This is a genomic window from Pseudomonas sp. 3A(2025) (assembly GCF_054589175.1).
Window position 1 is genome coordinate 193,718 of record NZ_BAAILM010000008.1, and the last position, 19,558, is coordinate 213,275.

Consider the following 19,558-nt stretch of genomic DNA (forward strand, 5'->3'; position numbering starts at 1 on the left):
ACTTATTCCTCCGCCGCGTTCTGGCGCAGACGGTTAATGCGCGATTCGCTCCACTGCTTGAGCAGCAGGATGAACAGGGCTATGACCAGCAACAGGCTCGCAACCGCGAAGGCCGCGACGTGGTTGTATTCGTTGTAGAGGATCTCGACGTGCAGCGGCAAGGTATTGGTGACCCCGCGAATGTGCCCGGACACCACCGACACCGCACCGAACTCACCCATGGCGCGGGCAGTACACAGCACCACACCGTAGATCAGGCCCCATTTGATATTGGGCACGGTGACGTGCCAGAACATCTGCCAGCCATTGGCGCCCAGCAAGCGGGCGGCCTCTTCCTCTTGCGTGCCCTGCTCCTGCATCAGCGGGATCAGCTCACGGGCCACGAACGGCACGGTGACGAAGATGGTGGCCAGCACGATGCCCGGCAGGGCAAACACGATCTGGATGTCACGGTCCTGCAACCACGGGCCGAAGAAGCCCTGGGCGCCGAACATCAGCACATAGACCAGACCGGCGATGACCGGCGACACCGAGAACGGCAGGTCGATCAGGGTCACCAGGATGCTCTTGCCGCGAAACGAGTATTTGCTCACGCACCAGGCGGCGCACACGCCAAATACCAGATTCAACGGCACCGAGATCAGTACCGCAATCACGGTGAGCTTGAGTGCCGACAGCGCATCGGGCTCGAAGATCGCGGTAAAGAACGCGCCCAGGCCATTTTTCAGGCCTTGGGACACCACGATGATCAACGGCAGGGCCAGAAACAGGAAAAACACCAGCCAGCCCAGGCCGATCAGGATACGGCGGGCCACAGGACTGCCGCGACGGGCATCGTTGGCCGCAGAGGCGGCAGAAACCGACGAATGGGACATGATCGCTTGCTCCTCAGCTCGGGGTTTCGATGCGCCGCTGCAACAAGTTGATCAGCAGCAACAGAATGAAGGAAACCACCAGCATCATCACGCCGATGGCTGTGGCGCCGGTGTAGTCGTACTGGTCGAGCTTGACCATGATCAGCAGCGGCAGGATCTCGGTCTTCATCGGCATGTTGCCGGCTATGAAGATCACCGAGCCGTACTCGCCCACGCCACGCGCAAAGGCCAGGGCAAAACCGGTCAGCCAGGCGGGCAGCAAGGCCGGCATGAGGATGTGCCGGAACACCTGCAAGGGACGCGCGCCCAGGCAGGCGGCGGCTTCTTCGACTTCACGCGGGATGTCGGCCAGCACCGGCTGCACCGTGCGCACCACGAACGGCAGGGTCACGAAGGTCAGCGCCAGGGTGATACCCAACGGGGTGTAGGCGATCTTGAAGCCCAGGTCGGTGGCGAACTGGCCGACCCAGCCATTGGGCGCGTACAGCGCCGTCAGAGCGATACCGGCCACGGCGGTGGGCAGGGCGAACGGCAGGTCGATCATCGCATCGATGACCTTGCGCCCAGGGAAGGTGTAGCGCACCAGCACCCAGGCCAGCAGCGTACCGATGATGCCGTTGATGATGGCGGCGTAGAACGCCGTGCCGAAACTCAGTTTCAGGGCCGCGATCACCCGGGGCGCGGTGATGATGGTCCAGAACTGATCCCAGGTCAGCTGGGCGGCATGCACGAACATGGCGGCCAGCGGAATTAACACAATCAAGCTGAGGTACACCAAGGTGTAGCCCAGCGTCAGCCCGAAGCCGGGTATGACGGGGGAGATACGACGCGACATAAAAATCCCTGGTTTAACTTGCAGCAAACCCGGACATAAGTCCGGGCCCCTTTGACCAAGCCAAAGACACCGCCAAAAGGCGGTGTCCTGCGCAAATGCTTACTGCGCTTTGTAGATCTGGTCGAATACGCCACCGTCGTTGAAGAACTTCGGCTGCGCAGTTTTCCAGCCGCCAAAGTCCTTGTCGATAGTCACCAGCTCAAGTTTCGGGAATTGCTTCTCGTACTTGGCAGCCACTTCGGCATTGCGCGGCCGGTAGAAGTTCTTCGCGGCAATCTCCTGGCCAGCCGGGCTGTACAGGTGCTTGAGGTATTCGGTAGCGATTTCGGTGTTGCCCTTCTTCTCGGCGTTCTTGTCGACCACGGCCACGGGCGGCTCGGCGAGGATCGACAGCGAAGGCACGATGATATCGAACTTGTCGGCACCGCCGTCTTCTTTAAGGGCCAGGAACGCTTCGTTTTCCCAGGCCAGCAACACATCACCCTGACCGTTGTTGACGAAGGTGATGGTCGAACCACGGGCGCCGGTGTCGAGGATCGGCACGTGCTTGAACAGTTTTTCGACGTATTCCTGCGCCTTGGCTTCGCTGCCGCCCGCTTTCAGGCCGTAGGCCCAGGCCGCCAGGAAGTTCCAGCGGGCGCCGCCGCTGGTTTTCGGGTTCGGGGTGATCACCGAAACGCCGTCCTTGATCAGGTCGTTCCAGTCCTTGATGCCTTTAGGGTTGCCCTTGCGCACCAGGAACACGATGGTCGAGGTGTACGGGGTGCTGGCATCCGGCAGACGGGTCTGCCAGTTTTCCGGGAGGGTCTTGCCCAGCTTGGCGATTTCGTCGATGTCACCGGCCAGGGCCAGGGTCACCACGTCGGCGCGCAAGCCGTCGATCACTGCACGGCCCTGTTTGCCGGAACCACCGTGGGACTGCTTGATTTCGACCTTGTCGTCCTTGTGCGTCGCCGTCCAGTGCTTGATGAATTCGGCGTTGTATTCCTGATACAGCTCGCGGGTCGGATCGTACGACACGTTGAGCAACTCATAATCCTTTGCAACAGCAGAACCTGCGAATACGGCGCTGGCGAGAGCGGCCAGGGCGAAACGACGAATAGACATAAATCAAGCTCCTGGAAAAATCCGAGTATTGGCGTTATCGATTATTCTTGGCGCGTTGATGCCGCAAGCGGCATCGCACGTTGCTTAAGAGAGGCGTATCAGGAGTCAACATGACACCCTCCGGTTGACCAGTCGGGTTAAGCAGCGCGGGGGTTGAATCAGTTGGGTTTGGTGCCGGAGTTCTGCAGGCGGAACTTCTCTTTACGCTCGATCTGAACGACCTGGGCGTTGTGTACCGTGATTTCGACGGCACCAAAACGAAGATCACGCAGGGCACTCTGAATCTCACGCAGAATGGCTGCTTCGTCCTGACCGTCAACGCTACGCAGAGTGGCGCTCATATTCATAACTCCTTCGAAAAATTGGCAAACCCGCCGTTACGACTGGGGGGTAACGGCTTGTGGCGTTGGGGCCATATTAGATAGGCAGAGTTATTCTTAAAAAGACTATTTAAGAATGCAGATATAACCAAAAGAAATTTATGGTGACGGCGGCATCCGGGGCGCATTGCACGCCCCAGGCCGAATGCGGTTAAACCACTGATAAATCGAAGCTTGGCGCTCTGGACCAGTCGATTTGAGCCGCCGGCATGGGCCGGGCAAACCAGTAGCCCTGGCCCAGCTCACAACCGCTGTCGAACAAAAACGCGGCTTGTTCGGCCGTCTCGATGCCCTCGGCCAGCACCTTCATGCCCATACTGCGGGCCAGCGCGATAATCGCCTGGACAATGGCGATGTCGTCTTCGTCGCCCGGCAACCCGGCGACAAAGCCCTGATCGATCTTGAGCTTGTGCACCGGCATGCGCTTGAGGCGCAGCAAGGATGAGTAACCGGTGCCGAAGTCATCGATGGCCAGGCTCAGGCCCAGCTCGCGCAGCCGGTGCAACTGCTCCAGTGCCTGTTCAGGGTCTTGCATCACCGCGCTTTCAGTCACCTCCAGCTCCAGCAGCGCAGGGTCCAGCCCGGTGTCGCGCAAGATCGCCGCGACTTGCAGGTCAAGGTCGCCCTGAATGAACTGCCGACTGGAAATATTCACCGCAACAAAGTCCAGCGGCACACCGGCCGCCTGCCATTGGCCCATTTGCGTGCAGGCGGCGCGTAGTACCCAGTCATCGATATCGCCGATCAGCCCGCTTTGCTCGGCAATGGGGATGAACTCGCCGGGCGAGACCATGCCGCGCAGCGGGTGCTCCCAGCGCACCAGCGCCTCGACCCCGCGAATGCGCCGGGTCGTGAGGTCGTGCACTGGCTGGTAGAACACCCGCAGTTCGTTCTGCTCGATGGCACGACGCAACTCGCTGGCCAGCTCGACCCGCTGCTGGGCATGGGCGGTGAGTTCTTCGGTGTACAACGCATAGTTTTCGCGCCCGCCGCGCTTGGCCTTGAACAGCGCGGCGTCGGCATTGCGCAGCAATTGTTCGGCCGACAGCGCGTCGTTGGGAAACAGGCTGATGCCGACGCTGACGGTGATGAACAGCGCCTGGTCATCGATCAGAAACGGCATCTTGAACGCTTCGAGCACCTGCTGAGCCAGGTTCGCGGCCTGGGCCATCTGCGGGCAGTCCTTGAGCAGCAGGGCGAACTCGTCGCCGCCCATTCGCGCCAGGGTCAACTGCGCGCCAAACAGACCGACCAGGCGCTCGGCCACCGACTTGAGTACCAGATCGCCCACGCCATGGCCCAGGCTGTCGTTGATGTTCTTGAAGTGATCAAGGTCCAGCAGCAGCATTGCGCAGTTGCGCTTGGTCGCCCGCGCGGCAGCGACCGCCTCGGTGGCGCGGTCGGTGAACAACAGGCGATTGGGCAGGCCGGTCAGCGCATCGTAATGGGCGAGCTGGACGCGCTCATGCTCCGAGCGCTTGATCGCCGAGAGGTCGGAAAACACCGCGACAAAATGACGGATTTGCCCGTTGGCACCTTTGATGCCACGAATGCTCTGCCATTGCGGGTACACCTCGCCGCTTTTGCGGCGGTTCCAGATTTCACCATTCCATTCGCCGTCACTGTGAATGGCCTGGTACATCTGCCCGTAGAAGTCGGCGCCGTGGCGGCCTGATTTGAATTTGCTGGGGTTGTGGCCCAGCACCTCGTCGGGCTGATAACCGGTGATGTCCACAAAGGCGCGGTTGACGTGGACAATCTGCGCCTTGTCGTTGGTCACCAGCACGCCCTCGCGGGTGCTGTCGAATACCGCCGAGGCCAGCCGCAGGCGATCATGGTCTTCGCGGTGCTGGCGCAGCAGGTGCTCACCGCCCAGCCAGCCCAGCAGCCGATGGCGGTTCATGAACAGGGTCAGGGTGCCCAGCAGAACCCACAGGTAACCGCTCGTCTGCTGCCACTCATCGAGCCGTACCGGGTCGTGAACCCATAACGGCAATAGAGAGCGGCTTGCCAGCCACCACAGAAACGTCAGGAAGCCATAGAAAATGGCGGCCCCGAGCGCTTTTCGCGTTAAATCCGTCATGAGAAAGCACACATCCCTACGTAGACTCGCGATTATAAAACAAGAAACATCCCGAGACGCTTCTTCACAGTCACATCTGGTTTTCTGGTGCCGCTCAGAGATAATGCGGCCTGTATGTTTTTCACCCACCCGCCACCTGTGAGGGCCCAACAGCCTATGTGGTACAACGGTTTACTCGATTTATCCGTCTGGCAACTGATTGCCGTCACCCTGGTCATGACCCACGTCACCATTATTGGCGTGACCGTCTACCTGCACCGCTATTCGGCGCACCGCTCGCTGGAACTGCACGCGAGCCTCAAACACTTTTTTCGCTTCTGGCTGTGGCTGACCACGGCGCAGAACACCCGCGAGTGGACCGCCATCCACCGCAAGCATCACGCCAAATGTGAAACCGTCGACGACCCGCACAGTCCGGTGATCAAGGGCCTGTCGACCGTACTGCGCAAGGGCGCCGAGCTGTACCGCGCCGAAGCCGGCAACCCCGACACCCTGCGCATCTACGGTAAGCACTGCCCCGAAGACTGGGTCGAGCGCAATCTGTACTCGCGCTACAAGCTGCTGGGCATCGCCCTGATGGCGGTGATCGACCTTGCGCTGTTCGGCGTGCTGGGCATCACCGTGTGGGCCATCCAGATGATGTGGATTCCGTTCTGGGCCGCCGGCGTGGTCAACGGCCTAGGCCATGCGGTGGGCTATCGCAACTTCGAATGCAAGGATGCAGCGACCAATCTGGTGCCGTGGGGCATCGTCATCGGTGGCGAAGAACTGCACAACAACCACCACACCTACCCCAACTCGGCCAAGCTGTCGGTCAAGCCGTGGGAGTTCGACATGGGCTGGGCCTGGATCAAGGTGTTCAGCGCCCTGCGTCTGGCCAAGGTGCAGCGCGTGCCGCCGGTGGCGCACCGTATCGAAGGCAAGCAGCACCTGGATACGGACACCGCCCTGGCGATTCTCAACAACCGTTTCCAGATCATGGCCCAGTACCGCAAGGTGGTCATCGGCCCGCTGGTGACCCAGGAACTGGCCCGCGTCGACGCCTCGGTGCGCCATCAGTTTCACCGTGCCAAGCGCCTGCTGTCGCGTGAGACCAGCCTGCTCGACGACCAGCACCGCCTGCGTATCCAGGGCATGCTCGAACACAGCCAGGCGCTGAAGACGATCTACGAAAAACGCCTGGCCCTGCAGCAGATCTGGCTCAAGACCAGCAGCAACAGCCACGACATGCTGGCGGCCATCAAGGACTGGATTCACGAGGCTGAAAGCAGTGGTATCCAGTCGCTGCGCGACTTCGCCGACCAGCTCAAGACCTACACGCTGCGCCCCTCCTACGCTTGATACCGTTGATCGGTGCGCCCCATGATGGCGCACCGACATCGGAACTTCCTGGCGAAAAAAACCTCGAAATGTTTCTCCATTGCCCTACAAACCAGGTAGCGGCGCGAGTGAATTCGCGACGTTCGAGAAACCGTGTCCATGGAAAACATGCCTGTCGCCGCCGAAACCTTGCTGGCCCTGATGCACGCCCAGGCGGAGGTTGCCCGCCTGAGCGAACGCGAGCAGTTGTTCAGCTCTTTGCTGGTCAGCGTCAATGCGGTGTTGTGGGCGTTCGACTGGGAAACCCAGCGGATGATTTATGTCAGCCCCGCCTACGAGAAGATTTTCGGTCGCTCGGTGGGCCTGGTGCTGGCCGACTACGCGCAATGGCGCGACAGCATTTACCCCGACGATCTGAACTACGCCGAGCGCAGCCTCAGTGAAGTGATCGAAAAAGGCGCCGTAGAGGACCGCGAGTACCGCATCATCCGCGCCGATGGCGAAGTGCGCTGGCTCAGCGACAAATGCTTCGTCAGCCACCGCAACGACCCGGGCCAGCGGCTGGTGGTGGTCGGCATGGCCGAAGACATCACCGACAAAAAGTACCTGGAAGACGAGCTGCAACGCCTGGCCACCACCGATGTGTTGACCCAGAGCAGCAACCGCCGGCACTTCTTCGACTGCGCACAGCGCGAGTTCGAACTGGCGCGCGTGCAAGGTACGCCATTGTCTTTTTTGCTGCTGGACATCGATGACTTCAAGAAGATCAACGACACCTTTGGCCATCAGGTGGGCGACGGCGTCTTGCAGCGCATCGCCGAAAGCGGGCGTACCACGCTGCGCCGTGGCGATCTGTTCGGGCGGATCGGCGGCGAAGAGTTCGCGGCCATCTTTCCTGGCTGCGCCTCGGAGATGGCCCTGCAGATCGCCGAACGCCTGCAACGGGAAATTCAGCGGCAGCATTTTCAAAGCGACCAACAGAGCTTCGGTATTACCGCCAGTCAGGGCCTGACCAGCCTGACCGATGAAGACCAGACCCTCGAAGCCCTCTACGCCCGCGCCGACGCGGCGATGTATCAAGCCAAGCGCCAGGGCAAGAACCAGATTGTGCTGGGCTAGCCCGGTCAGGCGTGCTCCACCGACCCGATAAAGTTGGCCAGCTCAGGCGTCTGCGGGTTGGCCATCAACTCTCGCGGATGGCCGGTTTCATGCACCTTGCCCTGATGCATGAACACCAGTTTGTCGCCAACCTCGCGGGCAAAGCGCATTTCGTGAGTGACCATGATCAGCGTCATGCCATCGGCAGCCAGCTGGCGCACCACGCTGAGCACTTCGTTGACCAGCTCAGGGTCCAGCGCCGAGGTGATTTCGTCGCACAGCAGCACCTTGGGTGACATGGCCAGGGCACGGGCAATCGCGACCCGCTGTTGCTGGCCACCCGACAACCGGTCCGGGAAAGCATCGAACTTGTCGCCCAGACCGACACGGTCGAGCATCTGCCGGGCCAGTTTGGCCGCGTCGCTGCGGTTGGTCTTTTTCACCACTTGCGGGGCAAGCATGACGTTTTCGCCGACCGACAGGTGCGGAAACAGATTGAACTGCTGAAACACCATGCCGACCTTCTGGCGCAGGCTGCGCAGATCGGCGCGGGCTGCGTCGAGGTATTCGCCGTCGACTTCGATCACCCCGTCGTTGATCGACTCCAGGCCATTGAGCGTGCGCAGCAGCGTGCTCTTGCCCGAACCGCTGCGACCGATGATCGCCACGACCTGGCCTTGCTCGACCGTCAGATCGATGCCTTTGAGCACATGGTGATCGCCATAATATTTATGCAGCGCGGAAACTCTAAGCAGTGGTGGCATGCAGCCTCCTTTCCAGATGGCGCGCGCAGAGCGACAGGGGATAGCACAGGATGAAATAGCCCAGGGCCACAAAGCCGTAGACCATGAAAGGTTCGAACGTGGCATTGGCCAGCATGCTGCCGGTCTTGGTCAGTTCGGTGAAACCGATGATCGAGGTTACCGCCGTGCCCTTGACCACTTGCACCGAGAAACCCACGGTGGGCGCCACGGCAATGCGCAAGGCTTGCGGCAAAATGACATAGCGCATCTGCTCAAGCGGGGTCAGTGCCAGGCTGGCCGAGGCTTCCCACTGGCCCTTGCCGATCGACTCGACGCAACCGCGCCAGATCTCGGCCAGGAACGCACTGGTAAACAGCGTCAGCGCCACGGCAGCGGCGGCCCAGGGCGAAATATCCACACCCAGTAGCGCCACACCGAAAAACACCAGAAACAACTGCATCAACAGCGGCGTGCCTTGAAACAGTTCTATATAAATGTGCGCCACCCAGCGTGGCCCGGCCTTGGCCGACAGGCGCATGCCCATCACCAGCAGGCCGACCAGCCCGCCACCGACAAACGCTACCAACGACAGGGCCAGCGTCCATTGCAGGCCGGTCAGCAGGTTGCGCAGGACGTCCCATAAGGTGAAATCCATCAGCGACTCCTCGCGATATAGCGCCGTCCGACCCAGGCCAGCAACTGCCGGATCAGCAAGGCCATGCACAGGTAAACCAGGGTGGTGACGATGTAGGTCTCGAACGCACGGAAATTGCGTGATTGCAGGAAGTTGGCGAAGAAGCTCAGTTCTTCGGTCGCAATCTGCGAACACACCGACGACCCGAGCATGACGATGATGATCTGGCTGCTCAACGCCGGCCAGACCTTGCCCAGCGCCGGCACCAGTACCACATGGCGAAACGCTTCGAAACGGGTCATGGCCAGCGCGGCGGCGGCTTCAAGCTGGCCCTTGGAAATGGCCTGGATACCCGCACGGATGATTTCCGTCGAATAGGCGCCCAGGTTGATCACCATGGCCAGGATTGCCGCCTGCCACTCACTGATCTGCAACCCCAGCGACGGCAGGCCGAAGAAGATGAAAAACAACTGCACCAGAAACGGCGTGTTGCGGATCAGCTCGACATAAACGCCGAAGATCGCCGAGAACGGCTTGATGTTCCAGGCCCTGACGAGCGCGCCGACAATGCCCAGGCCGACCCCGAGCACCGTGCCGATGGCGGTCAGTTCGAGGGTGAACAGCGCGCCGCGCAGCAACAGGTCGGCGTTTTGCACCACCGGTGTGAAGTCGAAGTTATAAGCCATGGGCAGGTCTCGTCAGTGCGGGGTCAGCGTTCAAAAGCAGGTCAGAGATCAGCCGGCAGCGGTTGCTTGAGCCAGGTCGTCGAGGCTTTTTCCAGCGTGCCGTCGGTCTTGGCCGCATTCAGGATCTCGTTGACCTTGCTCAGCAGCTCCGGCTGGTTCTTGTTCACCCCGACGTACACCGGCGAATCCTTGAGTTTCACTTTCAGCTCGGGAATGCGCTTGGGGTTGCGCTCGCTGATGGCGACCATGACCACGTTGCCGCTGGCAATCAGGTCGGTCTGACCTGCGAGATAAGCGGCGATGGTCGAGTTGTTGTCTTCGAAGCGCTTGATGGTTGCACCTTCAGGGGCGACGGCGCTGAGCTCGATGTCTTCGATAGCCCCACGGGTCACGCTGATGGTCTTGCCCTTGAGGTCGGCAATGTCCTTGATCGGTGCTTCGGGCGGCCCGAACACAGCCAGGTAGAACGGCGCATAAGCGCGCGAGAAGTCGATGACTTTTTCGCGGTCAGGGTTCTTGCCGAGGCTGGAAATCACCAGATCGACCTTGCCGGTGGTCAGGTATGGAATACGGTTGGTGCTGTTGACCGGCGTCAGTTCCAGCTTGACCTTCAACTGGTCGGCCAGCAGCTTGGCGGTGTCGATGTCCAGGCCGCGCGGTTTCATGTCCGGGCCAACCGAGCCAAAGGGCGGGAAATCCTGAGGCACGGCCACCTTCAGGGTGCCGCGGCTGGTGATGTCATCCAGGCCATTGGCATGGGCAGGGGCCTGGCTGAGGGCCAGACTGGTAAACAAAGCCGCGAGCAGAGCACTGTAACGCTTGGTCATGAGACATCTCCGGATGACGCGATAAGGTGGACACAAGTGCCAGTGCACAGGCCATGCCACAGTTTTGATCCGAGCGGTAAATCAAGGCTTTCAGCGCTGTTTTGGTCTTACTGGTCTGAACAGTTAGTAAAAGCCGCGCCCAATACTGGAGCGCCGTCAGGCCCCGTCGCCCCAGCAATGGGCGTCGCTTGCCCGCCGGCGTAGTTAAGGATAAAAGGGGTTTTTACCGGACAGACTGGCCTGAACAGTAATGCTCACGACTTCCCTCGCCGTACCCGAATCGGCCCTCAGGGCCATCCGTAAACTGATTGCCGAGCAGGGCTATCAGCCTGGCGACAGCCTGCCATCGCAGCGTGATCTGGCGGTTTTACTGGGGGTCAGCCGGGCGTCGCTACGCGAAGCCTTGTCTTCGCTCAGCGCCATGGGCGTGGTCAGCGTGCAACCCGGTAAAGGCGTGTTCGTTCAGTCATTGAGTGAACCACAACCGCGCAGCCAGGGTTTTTCGTGGCCTCAGGGCGCTCTGGTTTCACCGGCCGACACGTTTCAGTTGCGCTATGCGCTGGAGGGCTTTGCGGCAGGTCTTGCCGCGGTGACACTGACCGCCGACGAATGCGATGTGCTTGAAGACAACGTCGAGGCCATGCGCCTGGAGCTACGCGCCGGTGATTTCGAGGCAGCAGGCAGGCTGGACTTCGAGTTTCACCGGCTGATTCTGGTGGCCAGCGGTAATCAGGCGATCCTCGGCATCATGACCTCCGGCGCCGATATTTTTCTGGAGAGCCAGAAAATGCCCTTCATCCGGGCCTCGCGGGCCATGGAAACCTGGCAGGAACACCGCAAGATCCTGCGCTCGCTGGCACGCCATGCCAGCGGCCCGGCACAACGCGCCATGCAGGAGCACATTCGCGGCGCGGCCTTGCGCACCGGAATCGTGTTCGTCTCACCGGCGACCTGAATGGCGCCCTATACGCTGACTCATGGGCAATGATAGACAGACTCAATCATCGCCGACTTCCTGAATGCCGGCAGGCCCGTTATGATGGGCGACGTTTTTTTAGCCTGACACCTCGGAGAATTCCATGAGTAGCGACCTGATCAAACACGTCACCGACGCCAGCTTTGAAGCCGATGTACTCAAGGCTCAAGGCCCTGTGCTGGTTGACTACTGGGCTGAGTGGTGCGGCCCGTGCAAGATGATTGCCCCGGTTCTGGACGACATCGCATCGACCTACGAAGGCAAGCTGACCGTCGCCAAGCTGAACATCGACGACAACCAGGACACCCCGGCCAAGCACGGCGTGCGTGGTATCCCGACGCTGATGCTGTTCAAGAACGGCAATGTCGAAGCCACCAAGGTTGGCGCGCTGTCGAAGTCGCAACTGCAGGCGTTCCTCGACGCTCACCTGTAAGACTTGCCGCCTGTTCAAGACCCCGCAAATCGCGGGGTTTTTTTTCGGCTCCCATACTAGACGCCTGCAAATTCAGGTGTTACATTCGGCCCCGCTATGGTTTCTCCCTTAGCCCCCTGCAAGCCGTCGCCGACGCTCTCCTTTCGATTCAGTACGCGATCCTTTCGCCATCTCTGCGGCGCGGTCTCATTAAGCCAAACGCTTAATTTCCCCTCATATACGATTACTTCATTCCCATATGAACCTGACTGAACTCAAGCAAAAGCCGATTACCGATCTGCTCGAAATGGCCGAACAGATGGGCATAGAAAATATGGCCCGTTCGCGCAAGCAGGATGTGATTTTCTCCCTGCTCAAGAAGCACGCTAAAAGCGGTGAGGAAATCTCCGGTGATGGCGTGCTGGAGATCCTCCAGGACGGCTTCGGTTTCCTGCGTTCCGCAGATGCTTCCTATCTTGCCGGCCCGGACGACATCTACGTCTCGCCCAGCCAGATCCGTCGCTTCAACCTGCGCACCGGTGACACCATCGTTGGCAAGATCCGCCCGCCAAAAGAAGGCGAGCGTTACTTCGCACTGCTCAAGGTCGACACGATCAACTACGACCGTCCAGAGAACGCGAAGAACAAGATCCTGTTCGAGAACCTCACGCCGCTGTTCCCGACCATCCGCATGAAGATGGAAGCCGGTAACGGCTCCACCGAAGACCTCACCGGTCGGGTGATCGACCTGTGTGCGCCGATCGGCAAGGGCCAGCGTGGCCTGATCGTTGCGCCGCCAAAGGCCGGCAAGACCATCATGCTGCAGAACATCGCGTCGAACATCACGCGTAACAACCCTGAAGTGCACCTGATCGTTCTGCTGATCGACGAGCGCCCGGAAGAAGTGACCGAAATGCAGCGCACCGTGCGCGGTGAAGTGGTTGCATCGACCTTCGACGAGCCGCCAACCCGCCACGTGCAGGTTGCCGAAATGGTCATCGAAAAAGCCAAGCGCCTGGTCGAGCACAAGAAGGACGTGGTCATTCTGCTCGACTCCATCACCCGTCTGGCACGTGCCTACAACACCGTGATCCCGAGCTCCGGCAAGGTCCTCACCGGTGGTGTCGACGCCCACGCCCTCGAGAAGCCGAAACGCTTCTTCGGCGCTGCGCGTAACATCGAAGAAGGCGGCTCGCTGACCATCATCGCCACCGCGCTGATCGAAACTGGCTCGAAGATGGATGAAGTGATCTACGAAGAGTTCAAGGGTACCGGCAACATGGAACTGCCCCTGGACCGCAAGATCGCCGAGAAGCGCGTCTTCCCGGCCATCAACATCAACCGCTCCGGCACCCGCCGCGAAGAGTTGCTGACCGCCGACGACGAGCTGCAGCGTATGTGGATCCTGCGCAAGCTGCTGCACCCTATGGATGAAGTCGCGGCCATCGAGTTCCTGATCGACAAGCTCAAGACGACCAAGACCAACGATGAGTTCTTCCTGTCGATGAAACGCAAGTGACAGGCAGTAGCTGAAAAGAATGGCGCCCTTCGGGACGCCATTTTTTTTGGCTGTGTGCCCAAGCCATGCTCTGGAGCAGGTACGATACGCACCTATTTCAGAAAGTGGCCGGGTCGATGAAATTCAAGGATCTTAGGGATTTCGTGCAGCAGCTTGAGCAGCGCGGAGAGTTGAAACGTATCCAGATGCCCATTTCCCCAGTCCTGGAAATGACCGAGATCTGTGATCGCACCCTGCGTGCCAAGGGCCCGGCCCTGTTGTTCGAAAAGCCTGTCGGTTTCGATATTCCGGTGCTGGGCAACCTGTTCGGCACCCCTGAGCGGGTGGCCATGGGCATGGGCGCCGAGACCACCGCCGAACTGCGCGAAATCGGCAAATTGCTGGCTTTCCTCAAGGAGCCCGAGCCGCCCAAGGGGCTCAAGGACGCCTGGTCGAAGCTGCCGATCTTCAAGAAAGTCATCGCCATGGCCCCCAAGGTGGTCAAGGATGCGCCGTGCCAGGAAGTGGTCATCGAAGGCGACGATGTCGACCTGGGCCTGCTGCCGGTACAAACCTGCTGGCCGGGCGATGTCGCGCCGCTGATCACCTGGGGCCTGACCGTCACCCGCGGGCCGAACAAAGAGCGCCAGAACCTGGGCATCTATCGCCAGCAGGTGATTGGCCGCAACAAGGTCATCATGCGCTGGCTCAGCCACCGCGGCGGCGCGCTGGACTTCAAGGAATGGTGCGCCAAACACCCTGGCCAGCCATTTCCGGTGGCCGTGGCCCTGGGCGCGGACCCGGCGACCATTCTTGGCGCCGTGACGCCGGTGCCCGACAGCCTGTCGGAGTACGCCTTCGCCGGCCTGCTGCGCGACAGCCGCACCGAGCTGATCAAGTGTCGTGGCAACGACCTGCAAGTGCCGGCCAGTGCCGAAATCGTTCTCGAAGGGGTGATCCATCCCGGCGAAATGGCCGATGAAGGCCCGTATGGCGACCACACCGGCTACTACAACGAAGTCGACAGCTTTCCGGTGTTCACCGTCGAGCGCATCACCCATCGGGTCAAGCCGATCTACCACAGCACCTACACCGGCCGGCCACCGGATGAACCGGCGATTCTCGGCGTGGCGCTCAACGAAGTGTTCGTCCCGATCCTGCAGAAGCAGTTTCCGGAAATCGTCGACTTCTACCTGCCCCCCGAAGGCTGTTCGTATCGCATGGCGGTGGTGACCATCAAGAAACAGTATCCCGGCCATGCCAAGCGCGTGATGCTGGGTGTGTGGTCGTTCCTGCGACAGTTCATGTACACCAAATTCGTTATCGTCACCGACGACGATATCAACGCGCGCGACTGGAACGACGTGATCTGGGCCATCACCACGCGCATGGACCCCAAGCGCGACACGGTGATGATCGAGAACACGCCCATCGATTATCTGGACTTCGCCTCGCCGGTGTCTGGCCTGGGTTCGAAGATGGGTCTGGACGCCACGCACAAATGGCCGGGTGAAACCACCCGCGAATGGGGCCGCGCGATCGTCAAGGACGAGGCCGTCACGCGCCGTGTCGACGAGATCTGGAACCAACTGGGAATAAACTGATGCGCGTCACCTTGCAGCCCTCGGGCGCGGTGCTGGAAACCCTGCCCGGCGAGGCCATTCTCGCGGCCGCACAGCGCCTGGGCTACGAATGTCCGAACAGCTGTCGCAACGGTAACTGCCATGTGTGCGCCGCCTTGCTGGTCGAAGGCCAGGTGCTGCAAGGCGGGCAGGCGCATGATCATGGTGAGGTCTACACCTGCCTCGCCGAGCCGCTTGAAGACTGCGTGCTGCTGTGGGATGGCGTGCTGGCATTGGGCGAACTGCCGGTGCGCCGCCTGGCGTGCCAGTTGAGCGAATGCACGCCGGTGGGCGGCGATGTCTGGCGCATCGGCCTGCGCGCCCCGGCCGGCAAGCCACCGCGCTACCACGCCGGGCAATACCTGATGATCGAGCGCGAAAATGGCGACAAGTCCGCGTTCTCGCTGGCCAGTGCGCCGCACCGTGGCCGTGATCTTGAGTTGCATGTGCTGGCCCGCGAGGCCGGCTCGCAGGCCCTGCTGGCGCAACTGCAACGCGACGGTCTGGCACGGGTCGAACTGCCGTTCGGCGACACCCACCTGGCCGAACTGCCCGACGGGCCGCTGGTGCTGATCGCCGCCGGCACCGGCATGGCGCAGATGCACAGCCTGATCGAACACTGCCGCGCCGCAGGCTTCAAGCACCCGGTGCACTTGTACTGGGGCGTGCGCCGCCCGGAAGACTTCTACGCTATCGGCCATTGGGATGAGTGGCTGCAAGTACCCAACCTGTTCCTGCACAAGGTCGTCAGCGACCTGTGCGGCTGGGAAGGCCGCTGCGGCATGCTGCATGAAGCGGTGCGTGAAGACATTGCCGACCTGTCGGCCGTGCATGTCTATGCCAGCGGCTCACCGGCCATGATCTACGCCACCCTGGATGCCCTGGTCGAAGCGGGCATGGACGCCCACCGCATGCGCGCTGACGTCTTCGCCTACGCCCCCCGATAACGGCGGCCGCCCGGCCGCTGTTGCGACGTCTTATGGCGTTTGCACAGCTTCTTATCCTTAAACGGTCTTATATTCCGCTGATCTGAAGCCTGCCGCGCGCCCTTCGCGGTTGGATTAAAAATTGCTTCATGCCAGTATTGAAGCGTTGTTCGATATCGATCCATCGAACACTTTTTCAATCGCCAGACGTTATTTGCAACACCGGCAGACCACGCCTTCGGACGCTGCCAGGGAGACAGATGGATAACCCAGTCAACGAGCTGTCAGCCGCCGTGCACAACGGTCTGGGCCTGACCTACCCACCGAGCATCGACCTCGGACCGCAACTGACCCATGAACAATTGCTGGCCTCGATGCACGCCACCTTGCAAGGCCACGAAGGCGGCCCGGTCTGGCTGTTCGCCTACGGCTCGCTGATCTGGCGCCCCGAATGCCCCGCCGTGGAGCGTCAGCGCGCCAAAGTGCACGGTTATCATCGCGGTTTGTACCTGTGGTCCCACGAACATCGCGGCACACCCGACACCCCGGGCCTGGTGTTCGGCCTTGATCGCGGCGGCTCCTGCACAGGCTTTGCCTATCGGCTGGGCGAAGAATGCCTCGAAGAATCCTTGCTGGCGCTGTGGAAGCGCGAAATGCCTTACCCCTCCTATCGCCCGCACTGGCTCAGTTGCCGCCTCGAAGACGGCCGCAAGGTTCAAGCGCTGGGTTTCGTGCTGGAACGCCATTTACCCAGCTACGCCGGCAACCTGCCCGACAGCGTACTCAGCCAGGTACTGGCCAGCGCCTGCGGCCGCTCCGGCACCACCCGCGACTACGTGCACCAGACCGCCCAGGCACTGCGCAACCACGCCATGCCGGACAAGGTTCTGGAAGCGCGCCTCAAACGCTGCGGTTCGCTGTCCTGAAACCGATGTGTATCCACCTCGTTCAGACGGATACAAGATATTTCGGAGTTCTCCTACAGCCGTCTCGGACGCCATGAACTTACCCGCAACCACCATCCGCTCTAGCATTGCAGGCATGACGCCATACCGGCGTTTTTGCGCTGGAGGTGGGGATGAAATGGCTTGGATCAGGGTCACCCGGCAGGGCTTGTTTCTGGATCATGGTTGGCCTGCTGATATTCAGCGCAACCGCTGCAGCCGGGCAGGCGCGGCTGGAGTTTGTCGCGCGCGAAGCACCCGCCTATCCCGCTGAAATGCTCTCAAGCCATTTGCTGGGGCGCGTCAAGATTGCCTTTACGGTTCGCCATGACGGCTCGGTGCAGAAAGTCAGGATTATCAAGAGCAACCATTCTGGTTTTGAAAAGGGTGTAGTGGCCGCCGTACAGCAATGGCGTGCCCGGCCCTGGCGTGTAACCCGGCATGCACCTGCCAGCCTGAAAGTGACCACTGAACTGATCTTCCTGCCGGTGCCCAGAATCCAGCCTTTGAGAGTGATGAACAGAAAAGGCTTTACGTTGCTTGCCCAGGCAAGCCTTTCAGCCTATTCCTTTTCCAGCGCTTGCCGATATGCTCACAACAACGCCAACCCGGCTGGATGAGCATTCGGCAGGCGTCGATTCAAACGCTGTAGACTGCGCAGCCCGGCGCTAACCGTATTGAAGGAGTGGACTGTGAAAGCGTGGATCCTGATGTTGCTGGCCTTGTCGCTGCCTGCCCTGGCGCAGGCAGAAGAAAAGAAGGAAGAAGAAGGCGCGCCGAAGGCGGCCTATGTGAGCCTGACGCCGCCTTTCGTGGGCAACTATGCCCTGGATGGCGGCCCCAAGGTGCGCGTGTACAAAGCCGACATCGCCGTGCGCGTCACCGGTGCCGACGCCCAGGCAGCGGTCAAGCGCAACGATGCATTGATCCGTAACCAGTTGGTCGCACTGTTCGCTCAGCAAACGGTCGAGAGCATGGGCACTGCCGAGGCCAAGGAAAGCCTGCGTCAGGAAGCGCTCAAGCAGGTCCAGCAGATCATGAACGACGAGGAAGGCAAGCCGATCGTCGAAGACTTGCTGTTCAATAACCTGATTGCACAGTAAGCCGGTGGGGCGGTTATTTGCCGCCCGCTAACGCCACAATCGCGGCCCACTGCTCGGCGGTCACAGGCATCACCGACAGGCGGCTGCCCTTTTGCACGAGCGGCAGCTCTTCGAGCGCGCGTTGCTGCTTGAGCCAGTCCAGCCCCAGTACCTTGGGGAAAATCTCGGTAAAGCCCACGTCGATGGCGCTCCAGGGATTTTTCTCAGGGCTGGCCTTGGCATCGAAATAATGGCTGTCCGTATCGAGCGCCGCCGGGTCGGGGTAGGCGCTGCGCACGATACTGCCAATGCCGGCGATACCGGGCTGCGGGCAGCTCGAGTGGTAGAAAAAGAATGCGTCCCCCTCGACCATGCTGCGCAGAAAATTGCGCGCCTGATAGTTGCGCACACCGTCCCAGCGGGCGTTGCCCAGGCGTTTTAGGTCGCTGATCGAGAACTCGTCGGGTTCGGATTTCATCAGCCAGTAGGCCACGCGCAACACTCCTGAAAAAGGGTTAATACAAGTTCATGACAAACCGACGACCGGTTGAATTCATGATTTGCGTACTGCGTCACGTTACCGCAAAATGCGCTCCCTTTCGTACCACGCAGCCAGAACGGTCCCTCACCTTCCCCCGCTGCTGACCACGTTTTTGATTCGCTTCAGGAGGCAATCAGTGAATCGCAAGCCGGACCTTCTCTGGATTCTTGTCATCTTGTTCGGCCTGGGCATCGTCACCACCGGCTATGCGCAAAGCCTGTGGACCAACAAGCCTGACGCGCCGCTGGAAATCGTCCAGCAACAGCAAAAGGTTCCGGGCCGTCATTGAGTGACCGCTTACGCCAGATACCAACGCTTATCTGACACCGTGCCCTGCAGCGGGATATCCCAACTGGCCAGGGCCAACTGCTCGACTTTCTGACATTCGTGGGCCAGGCCCAATAGCGTCGGCTTGCGCCAGGTTTTTCGGCGGCTGCGGTACGCCAGGCTGCGGTCGTAGAAACCGCCGCCCATGCCCAGACGCCCGCCCTGCTCGTCGAAGCCCACCAACGGCATCAAAATCAGATCCAGTGCCCAGATCGGCCGCTGCTTTGCGCGGTTGATCAGCGGCTCTGGAATACCGAAACGATTGGGCTTGAACGCCTCGCCACGCTGTACGCGCTGGAACACCATCCGGGTTCTGGGCCAGGCATTGAGCACCGGCAAATACACCGACTTGCCACGCCGCTGAGCCGCTTCAAGCAGCAGACGCGGATCGATTTCGCCGTCATTGGCCAGGTACAGCGAGACATGCCGGGCGCGGCGAAACAGCGGGTGTTGTGCCAGTTGCCGGTAGAGCCCGCGTGCGGCAGCGTTTTGCTGGCTGCGGCTCAGGGCACGGCGCGTTTTACGCAAGTGGCGGCGCAGTTGCACACGAGACATTGATGCGGCGCTGATCATGAGCGAAGTGTCATGCAGGCAGATCCTCGAATTGAGGAAAGAGAAAGCCATTGCCGGGCTTTACCTGAC

Annotated in this window: 22 protein-coding genes; 11 read left to right on the forward strand and 11 right to left on the reverse strand. The window is 60.7% G+C overall.

What is annotated here, in order from left to right:
- Window positions 1-2 precede the first annotated feature (2 nt).
- The 5 genes from cysW to dibA form a co-directional block, all read right to left on the reverse strand.
- Window positions 3-875 (reverse strand): sulfate ABC transporter permease subunit CysW, encoded by an 873-nt coding sequence (gene cysW, locus ACYP2A_RS03030; protein WP_459742625.1) that lies wholly within the window; start codon window positions 873-875, stop codon window positions 3-5.
- Between the two features lie 13 nt (window positions 876-888).
- The gene (gene cysT, locus ACYP2A_RS03035; RefSeq protein WP_459742627.1) at window positions 889-1,710 is read right to left on the reverse strand and encodes a sulfate ABC transporter permease subunit CysT; all 822 of its coding nucleotides are present in this window, start codon (window positions 1,708-1,710) and stop codon (window positions 889-891) included.
- 99 nt (window positions 1,711-1,809) lie between these two features.
- Entirely contained in the window at window positions 1,810-2,817 is a 1,008-nt protein-coding gene (locus ACYP2A_RS03040; protein ID WP_459742628.1) for a sulfate ABC transporter substrate-binding protein, read from the reverse strand.
- A 158-nt stretch (window positions 2,818-2,975) separates the two neighbouring features.
- The gene (oscA, locus tag ACYP2A_RS03045) at window positions 2,976-3,158 is read right to left on the reverse strand and encodes a sulfur starvation response protein OscA (protein ID WP_459742630.1); all 183 of its coding nucleotides are present in this window, start codon (window positions 3,156-3,158) and stop codon (window positions 2,976-2,978) included.
- A 190-nt stretch (window positions 3,159-3,348) separates the two neighbouring features.
- Window positions 3,349-5,280 carry a phosphodiesterase DibA gene (dibA, locus tag ACYP2A_RS03050; RefSeq protein ID WP_459742632.1) on the reverse strand — a complete coding sequence of 644 codons (1,932 nt, stop codon included), beginning with the start codon at window positions 5,278-5,280 and terminating at the stop codon, window positions 3,349-3,351.
- Between the two features lie 156 nt (window positions 5,281-5,436).
- Here dibA and desA point away from each other — a divergent pair, with 156 nt between their 5' ends.
- Together desA and ACYP2A_RS03060 are read left to right on the forward strand one after the other, a co-directional pair.
- Window positions 5,437-6,621 carry a delta-9 fatty acid desaturase DesA gene (gene desA, locus ACYP2A_RS03055; RefSeq protein WP_459742634.1) on the forward strand — a complete coding sequence of 395 codons (1,185 nt, stop codon included), beginning with the start codon at window positions 5,437-5,439 and terminating at the stop codon, window positions 6,619-6,621.
- Window positions 6,622-6,759: 138 nt separating this feature from the next.
- Entirely contained in the window at window positions 6,760-7,719 is a 960-nt protein-coding gene (locus ACYP2A_RS03060) for a GGDEF domain-containing protein (protein WP_459742635.1), read from the forward strand.
- Between the two features lie 5 nt (window positions 7,720-7,724).
- Here the strand turns inward: ACYP2A_RS03060 and ACYP2A_RS03065 are convergent, their stop codons facing one another.
- The 4 genes from ACYP2A_RS03065 to ACYP2A_RS03080 are packed head-to-tail and all read right to left on the reverse strand — an operon-like array spanning window position 7,725 to window position 10,588.
- Complete coding sequence (locus tag ACYP2A_RS03065; RefSeq protein WP_459742637.1) at window positions 7,725-8,462, reverse strand: amino acid ABC transporter ATP-binding protein; 738 nt, start codon at window positions 8,460-8,462, stop codon at window positions 7,725-7,727.
- Complete coding sequence (locus tag ACYP2A_RS03070; protein WP_459742703.1) at window positions 8,446-9,099, reverse strand: amino acid ABC transporter permease; 654 nt, start codon at window positions 9,097-9,099, stop codon at window positions 8,446-8,448. The genes ACYP2A_RS03065 and ACYP2A_RS03070 overlap by 17 nt, the downstream gene beginning before the upstream one ends.
- Window positions 9,096-9,761 carry an amino acid ABC transporter permease gene (locus ACYP2A_RS03075; RefSeq protein WP_459742639.1) on the reverse strand — a complete coding sequence of 222 codons (666 nt, stop codon included), beginning with the start codon at window positions 9,759-9,761 and terminating at the stop codon, window positions 9,096-9,098. Before ACYP2A_RS03075 ends, ACYP2A_RS03070 begins: the two co-directional genes overlap by 4 nt.
- Window positions 9,762-9,802: 41 nt before the next feature.
- Window positions 9,803-10,588: a transporter substrate-binding domain-containing protein gene (locus ACYP2A_RS03080; RefSeq protein ID WP_459742640.1), complete on the reverse strand. Its 786-nt coding sequence runs from the start codon at window positions 10,586-10,588 to the stop codon at window positions 9,803-9,805.
- A 250-nt stretch (window positions 10,589-10,838) separates the two neighbouring features.
- On the opposite strand from ACYP2A_RS03080, the gene ACYP2A_RS03085 reads away from it, so the two are divergent.
- From ACYP2A_RS03085 to ACYP2A_RS03120, 8 genes are all read left to right on the forward strand, one after another.
- Window positions 10,839-11,543, forward strand: coding sequence for a FadR/GntR family transcriptional regulator (locus tag ACYP2A_RS03085; protein ID WP_459742641.1), 705 nt, complete (start codon window positions 10,839-10,841; stop codon window positions 11,541-11,543).
- Between the two features lie 124 nt (window positions 11,544-11,667).
- Window positions 11,668-11,997 carry a thioredoxin TrxA gene (trxA, locus tag ACYP2A_RS03090; RefSeq protein WP_459742642.1) on the forward strand — a complete coding sequence of 110 codons (330 nt, stop codon included), beginning with the start codon at window positions 11,668-11,670 and terminating at the stop codon, window positions 11,995-11,997.
- A 238-nt stretch (window positions 11,998-12,235) separates the two neighbouring features.
- A complete protein-coding gene (rho, locus tag ACYP2A_RS03095) occupies window positions 12,236-13,495 on the forward strand; it encodes a transcription termination factor Rho (protein WP_056841185.1) in 1,260 nt (419 codons plus the stop codon).
- 116 nt (window positions 13,496-13,611) lie between these two features.
- Window positions 13,612-15,078 carry a 4-hydroxy-3-polyprenylbenzoate decarboxylase gene (ubiD, locus tag ACYP2A_RS03100; protein WP_459742643.1) on the forward strand — a complete coding sequence of 489 codons (1,467 nt, stop codon included), beginning with the start codon at window positions 13,612-13,614 and terminating at the stop codon, window positions 15,076-15,078.
- On the forward strand, window positions 15,078-16,043 hold the full coding sequence (locus tag ACYP2A_RS03105) for a CDP-6-deoxy-delta-3,4-glucoseen reductase (RefSeq protein ID WP_459742644.1): 966 nt from the start codon (window positions 15,078-15,080) through the stop codon (window positions 16,041-16,043). Before ubiD ends, ACYP2A_RS03105 begins: the two co-directional genes overlap by 1 nt.
- Before the next feature lie 239 nt (window positions 16,044-16,282).
- Window positions 16,283-16,948 (forward strand): gamma-glutamylcyclotransferase, encoded by a 666-nt coding sequence (locus tag ACYP2A_RS03110; protein ID WP_459742645.1) that lies wholly within the window; start codon window positions 16,283-16,285, stop codon window positions 16,946-16,948.
- Between the two features lie 152 nt (window positions 16,949-17,100).
- On the forward strand, window positions 17,101-17,586 hold the full coding sequence (locus ACYP2A_RS03115; RefSeq protein ID WP_459742647.1) for a TonB family protein: 486 nt from the start codon (window positions 17,101-17,103) through the stop codon (window positions 17,584-17,586).
- A 72-nt stretch (window positions 17,587-17,658) separates the two neighbouring features.
- Entirely contained in the window at window positions 17,659-18,069 is a 411-nt protein-coding gene (locus ACYP2A_RS03120) for a flagellar basal body-associated protein FliL (protein WP_459742649.1), read from the forward strand.
- Window positions 18,070-18,082: 13 nt separating this feature from the next.
- Here the strand turns inward: ACYP2A_RS03120 and ACYP2A_RS03125 are convergent, their stop codons facing one another.
- Window positions 18,083-18,541: an EVE domain-containing protein gene (locus tag ACYP2A_RS03125; RefSeq protein ID WP_459742651.1), complete on the reverse strand. Its 459-nt coding sequence runs from the start codon at window positions 18,539-18,541 to the stop codon at window positions 18,083-18,085.
- A 184-nt stretch (window positions 18,542-18,725) separates the two neighbouring features.
- Here ACYP2A_RS03125 and ACYP2A_RS03130 point away from each other — a divergent pair, with 184 nt between their 5' ends.
- Window positions 18,726-18,878 carry a hypothetical protein gene (locus ACYP2A_RS03130; protein ID WP_459742653.1) on the forward strand — a complete coding sequence of 51 codons (153 nt, stop codon included), beginning with the start codon at window positions 18,726-18,728 and terminating at the stop codon, window positions 18,876-18,878.
- A gap of 8 nt (window positions 18,879-18,886) precedes the next feature.
- On the opposite strand, the gene ACYP2A_RS03135 is transcribed toward ACYP2A_RS03130, so the two are convergent.
- On the reverse strand, window positions 18,887-19,489 hold the full coding sequence (locus ACYP2A_RS03135) for a 5-formyltetrahydrofolate cyclo-ligase (RefSeq protein ID WP_459742655.1): 603 nt from the start codon (window positions 19,487-19,489) through the stop codon (window positions 18,887-18,889).
- Between the last annotated feature and the right edge of the window lie 69 nt (window positions 19,490-19,558).

What these genes read in the sequence shown, in the direction of transcription:
- dibA (WP_459742632.1), bottom strand. Translation starts at nt 5,280, where the DNA reads ATGACGGATTTAACGCGAAAAGCGCTCGGGGCCGCCATTTTCTATGGC.
- cysT (WP_459742627.1), bottom strand. Translation starts at nt 1,710, where the DNA reads ATGTCGCGTCGTATCTCCCCCGTCATACCCGGCTTCGGGCTGACGCTG.
- ACYP2A_RS03065 (WP_459742637.1), bottom strand. Translation starts at nt 8,462, where the DNA reads ATGCCACCACTGCTTAGAGTTTCCGCGCTGCATAAATATTATGGCGAT.
- ACYP2A_RS03105 (WP_459742644.1), top strand. Translation starts at nt 15,078, where the DNA reads ATGCGCGTCACCTTGCAGCCCTCGGGCGCGGTGCTGGAAACCCTGCCC.
- trxA (WP_459742642.1), top strand. Translation starts at nt 11,668, where the DNA reads ATGAGTAGCGACCTGATCAAACACGTCACCGACGCCAGCTTTGAAGCC.
- ACYP2A_RS03040 (WP_459742628.1), bottom strand. Translation starts at nt 2,817, where the DNA reads ATGTCTATTCGTCGTTTCGCCCTGGCCGCTCTCGCCAGCGCCGTATTC.
- ACYP2A_RS03085 (WP_459742641.1), top strand. Translation starts at nt 10,839, where the DNA reads ATGCTCACGACTTCCCTCGCCGTACCCGAATCGGCCCTCAGGGCCATC.
- ACYP2A_RS03075 (WP_459742639.1), bottom strand. Translation starts at nt 9,761, where the DNA reads ATGGCTTATAACTTCGACTTCACACCGGTGGTGCAAAACGCCGACCTG.
- ACYP2A_RS03110 (WP_459742645.1), top strand. Translation starts at nt 16,283, where the DNA reads ATGGATAACCCAGTCAACGAGCTGTCAGCCGCCGTGCACAACGGTCTG.
- desA (WP_459742634.1), top strand. Translation starts at nt 5,437, where the DNA reads ATGTGGTACAACGGTTTACTCGATTTATCCGTCTGGCAACTGATTGCC.
- rho (WP_056841185.1), top strand. Translation starts at nt 12,236, where the DNA reads ATGAACCTGACTGAACTCAAGCAAAAGCCGATTACCGATCTGCTCGAA.
- ACYP2A_RS03115 (WP_459742647.1), top strand. Translation starts at nt 17,101, where the DNA reads ATGAAATGGCTTGGATCAGGGTCACCCGGCAGGGCTTGTTTCTGGATC.
- oscA (WP_459742630.1), bottom strand. Translation starts at nt 3,158, where the DNA reads ATGAGCGCCACTCTGCGTAGCGTTGACGGTCAGGACGAAGCAGCCATT.
- ACYP2A_RS03135 (WP_459742655.1), bottom strand. Translation starts at nt 19,489, where the DNA reads ATGATCAGCGCCGCATCAATGTCTCGTGTGCAACTGCGCCGCCACTTG.
- ACYP2A_RS03080 (WP_459742640.1), bottom strand. Translation starts at nt 10,588, where the DNA reads ATGACCAAGCGTTACAGTGCTCTGCTCGCGGCTTTGTTTACCAGTCTG.
- cysW (WP_459742625.1), bottom strand. Translation starts at nt 875, where the DNA reads ATGTCCCATTCGTCGGTTTCTGCCGCCTCTGCGGCCAACGATGCCCGT.
- ACYP2A_RS03060 (WP_459742635.1), top strand. Translation starts at nt 6,760, where the DNA reads ATGGAAAACATGCCTGTCGCCGCCGAAACCTTGCTGGCCCTGATGCAC.
- ubiD (WP_459742643.1), top strand. Translation starts at nt 13,612, where the DNA reads ATGAAATTCAAGGATCTTAGGGATTTCGTGCAGCAGCTTGAGCAGCGC.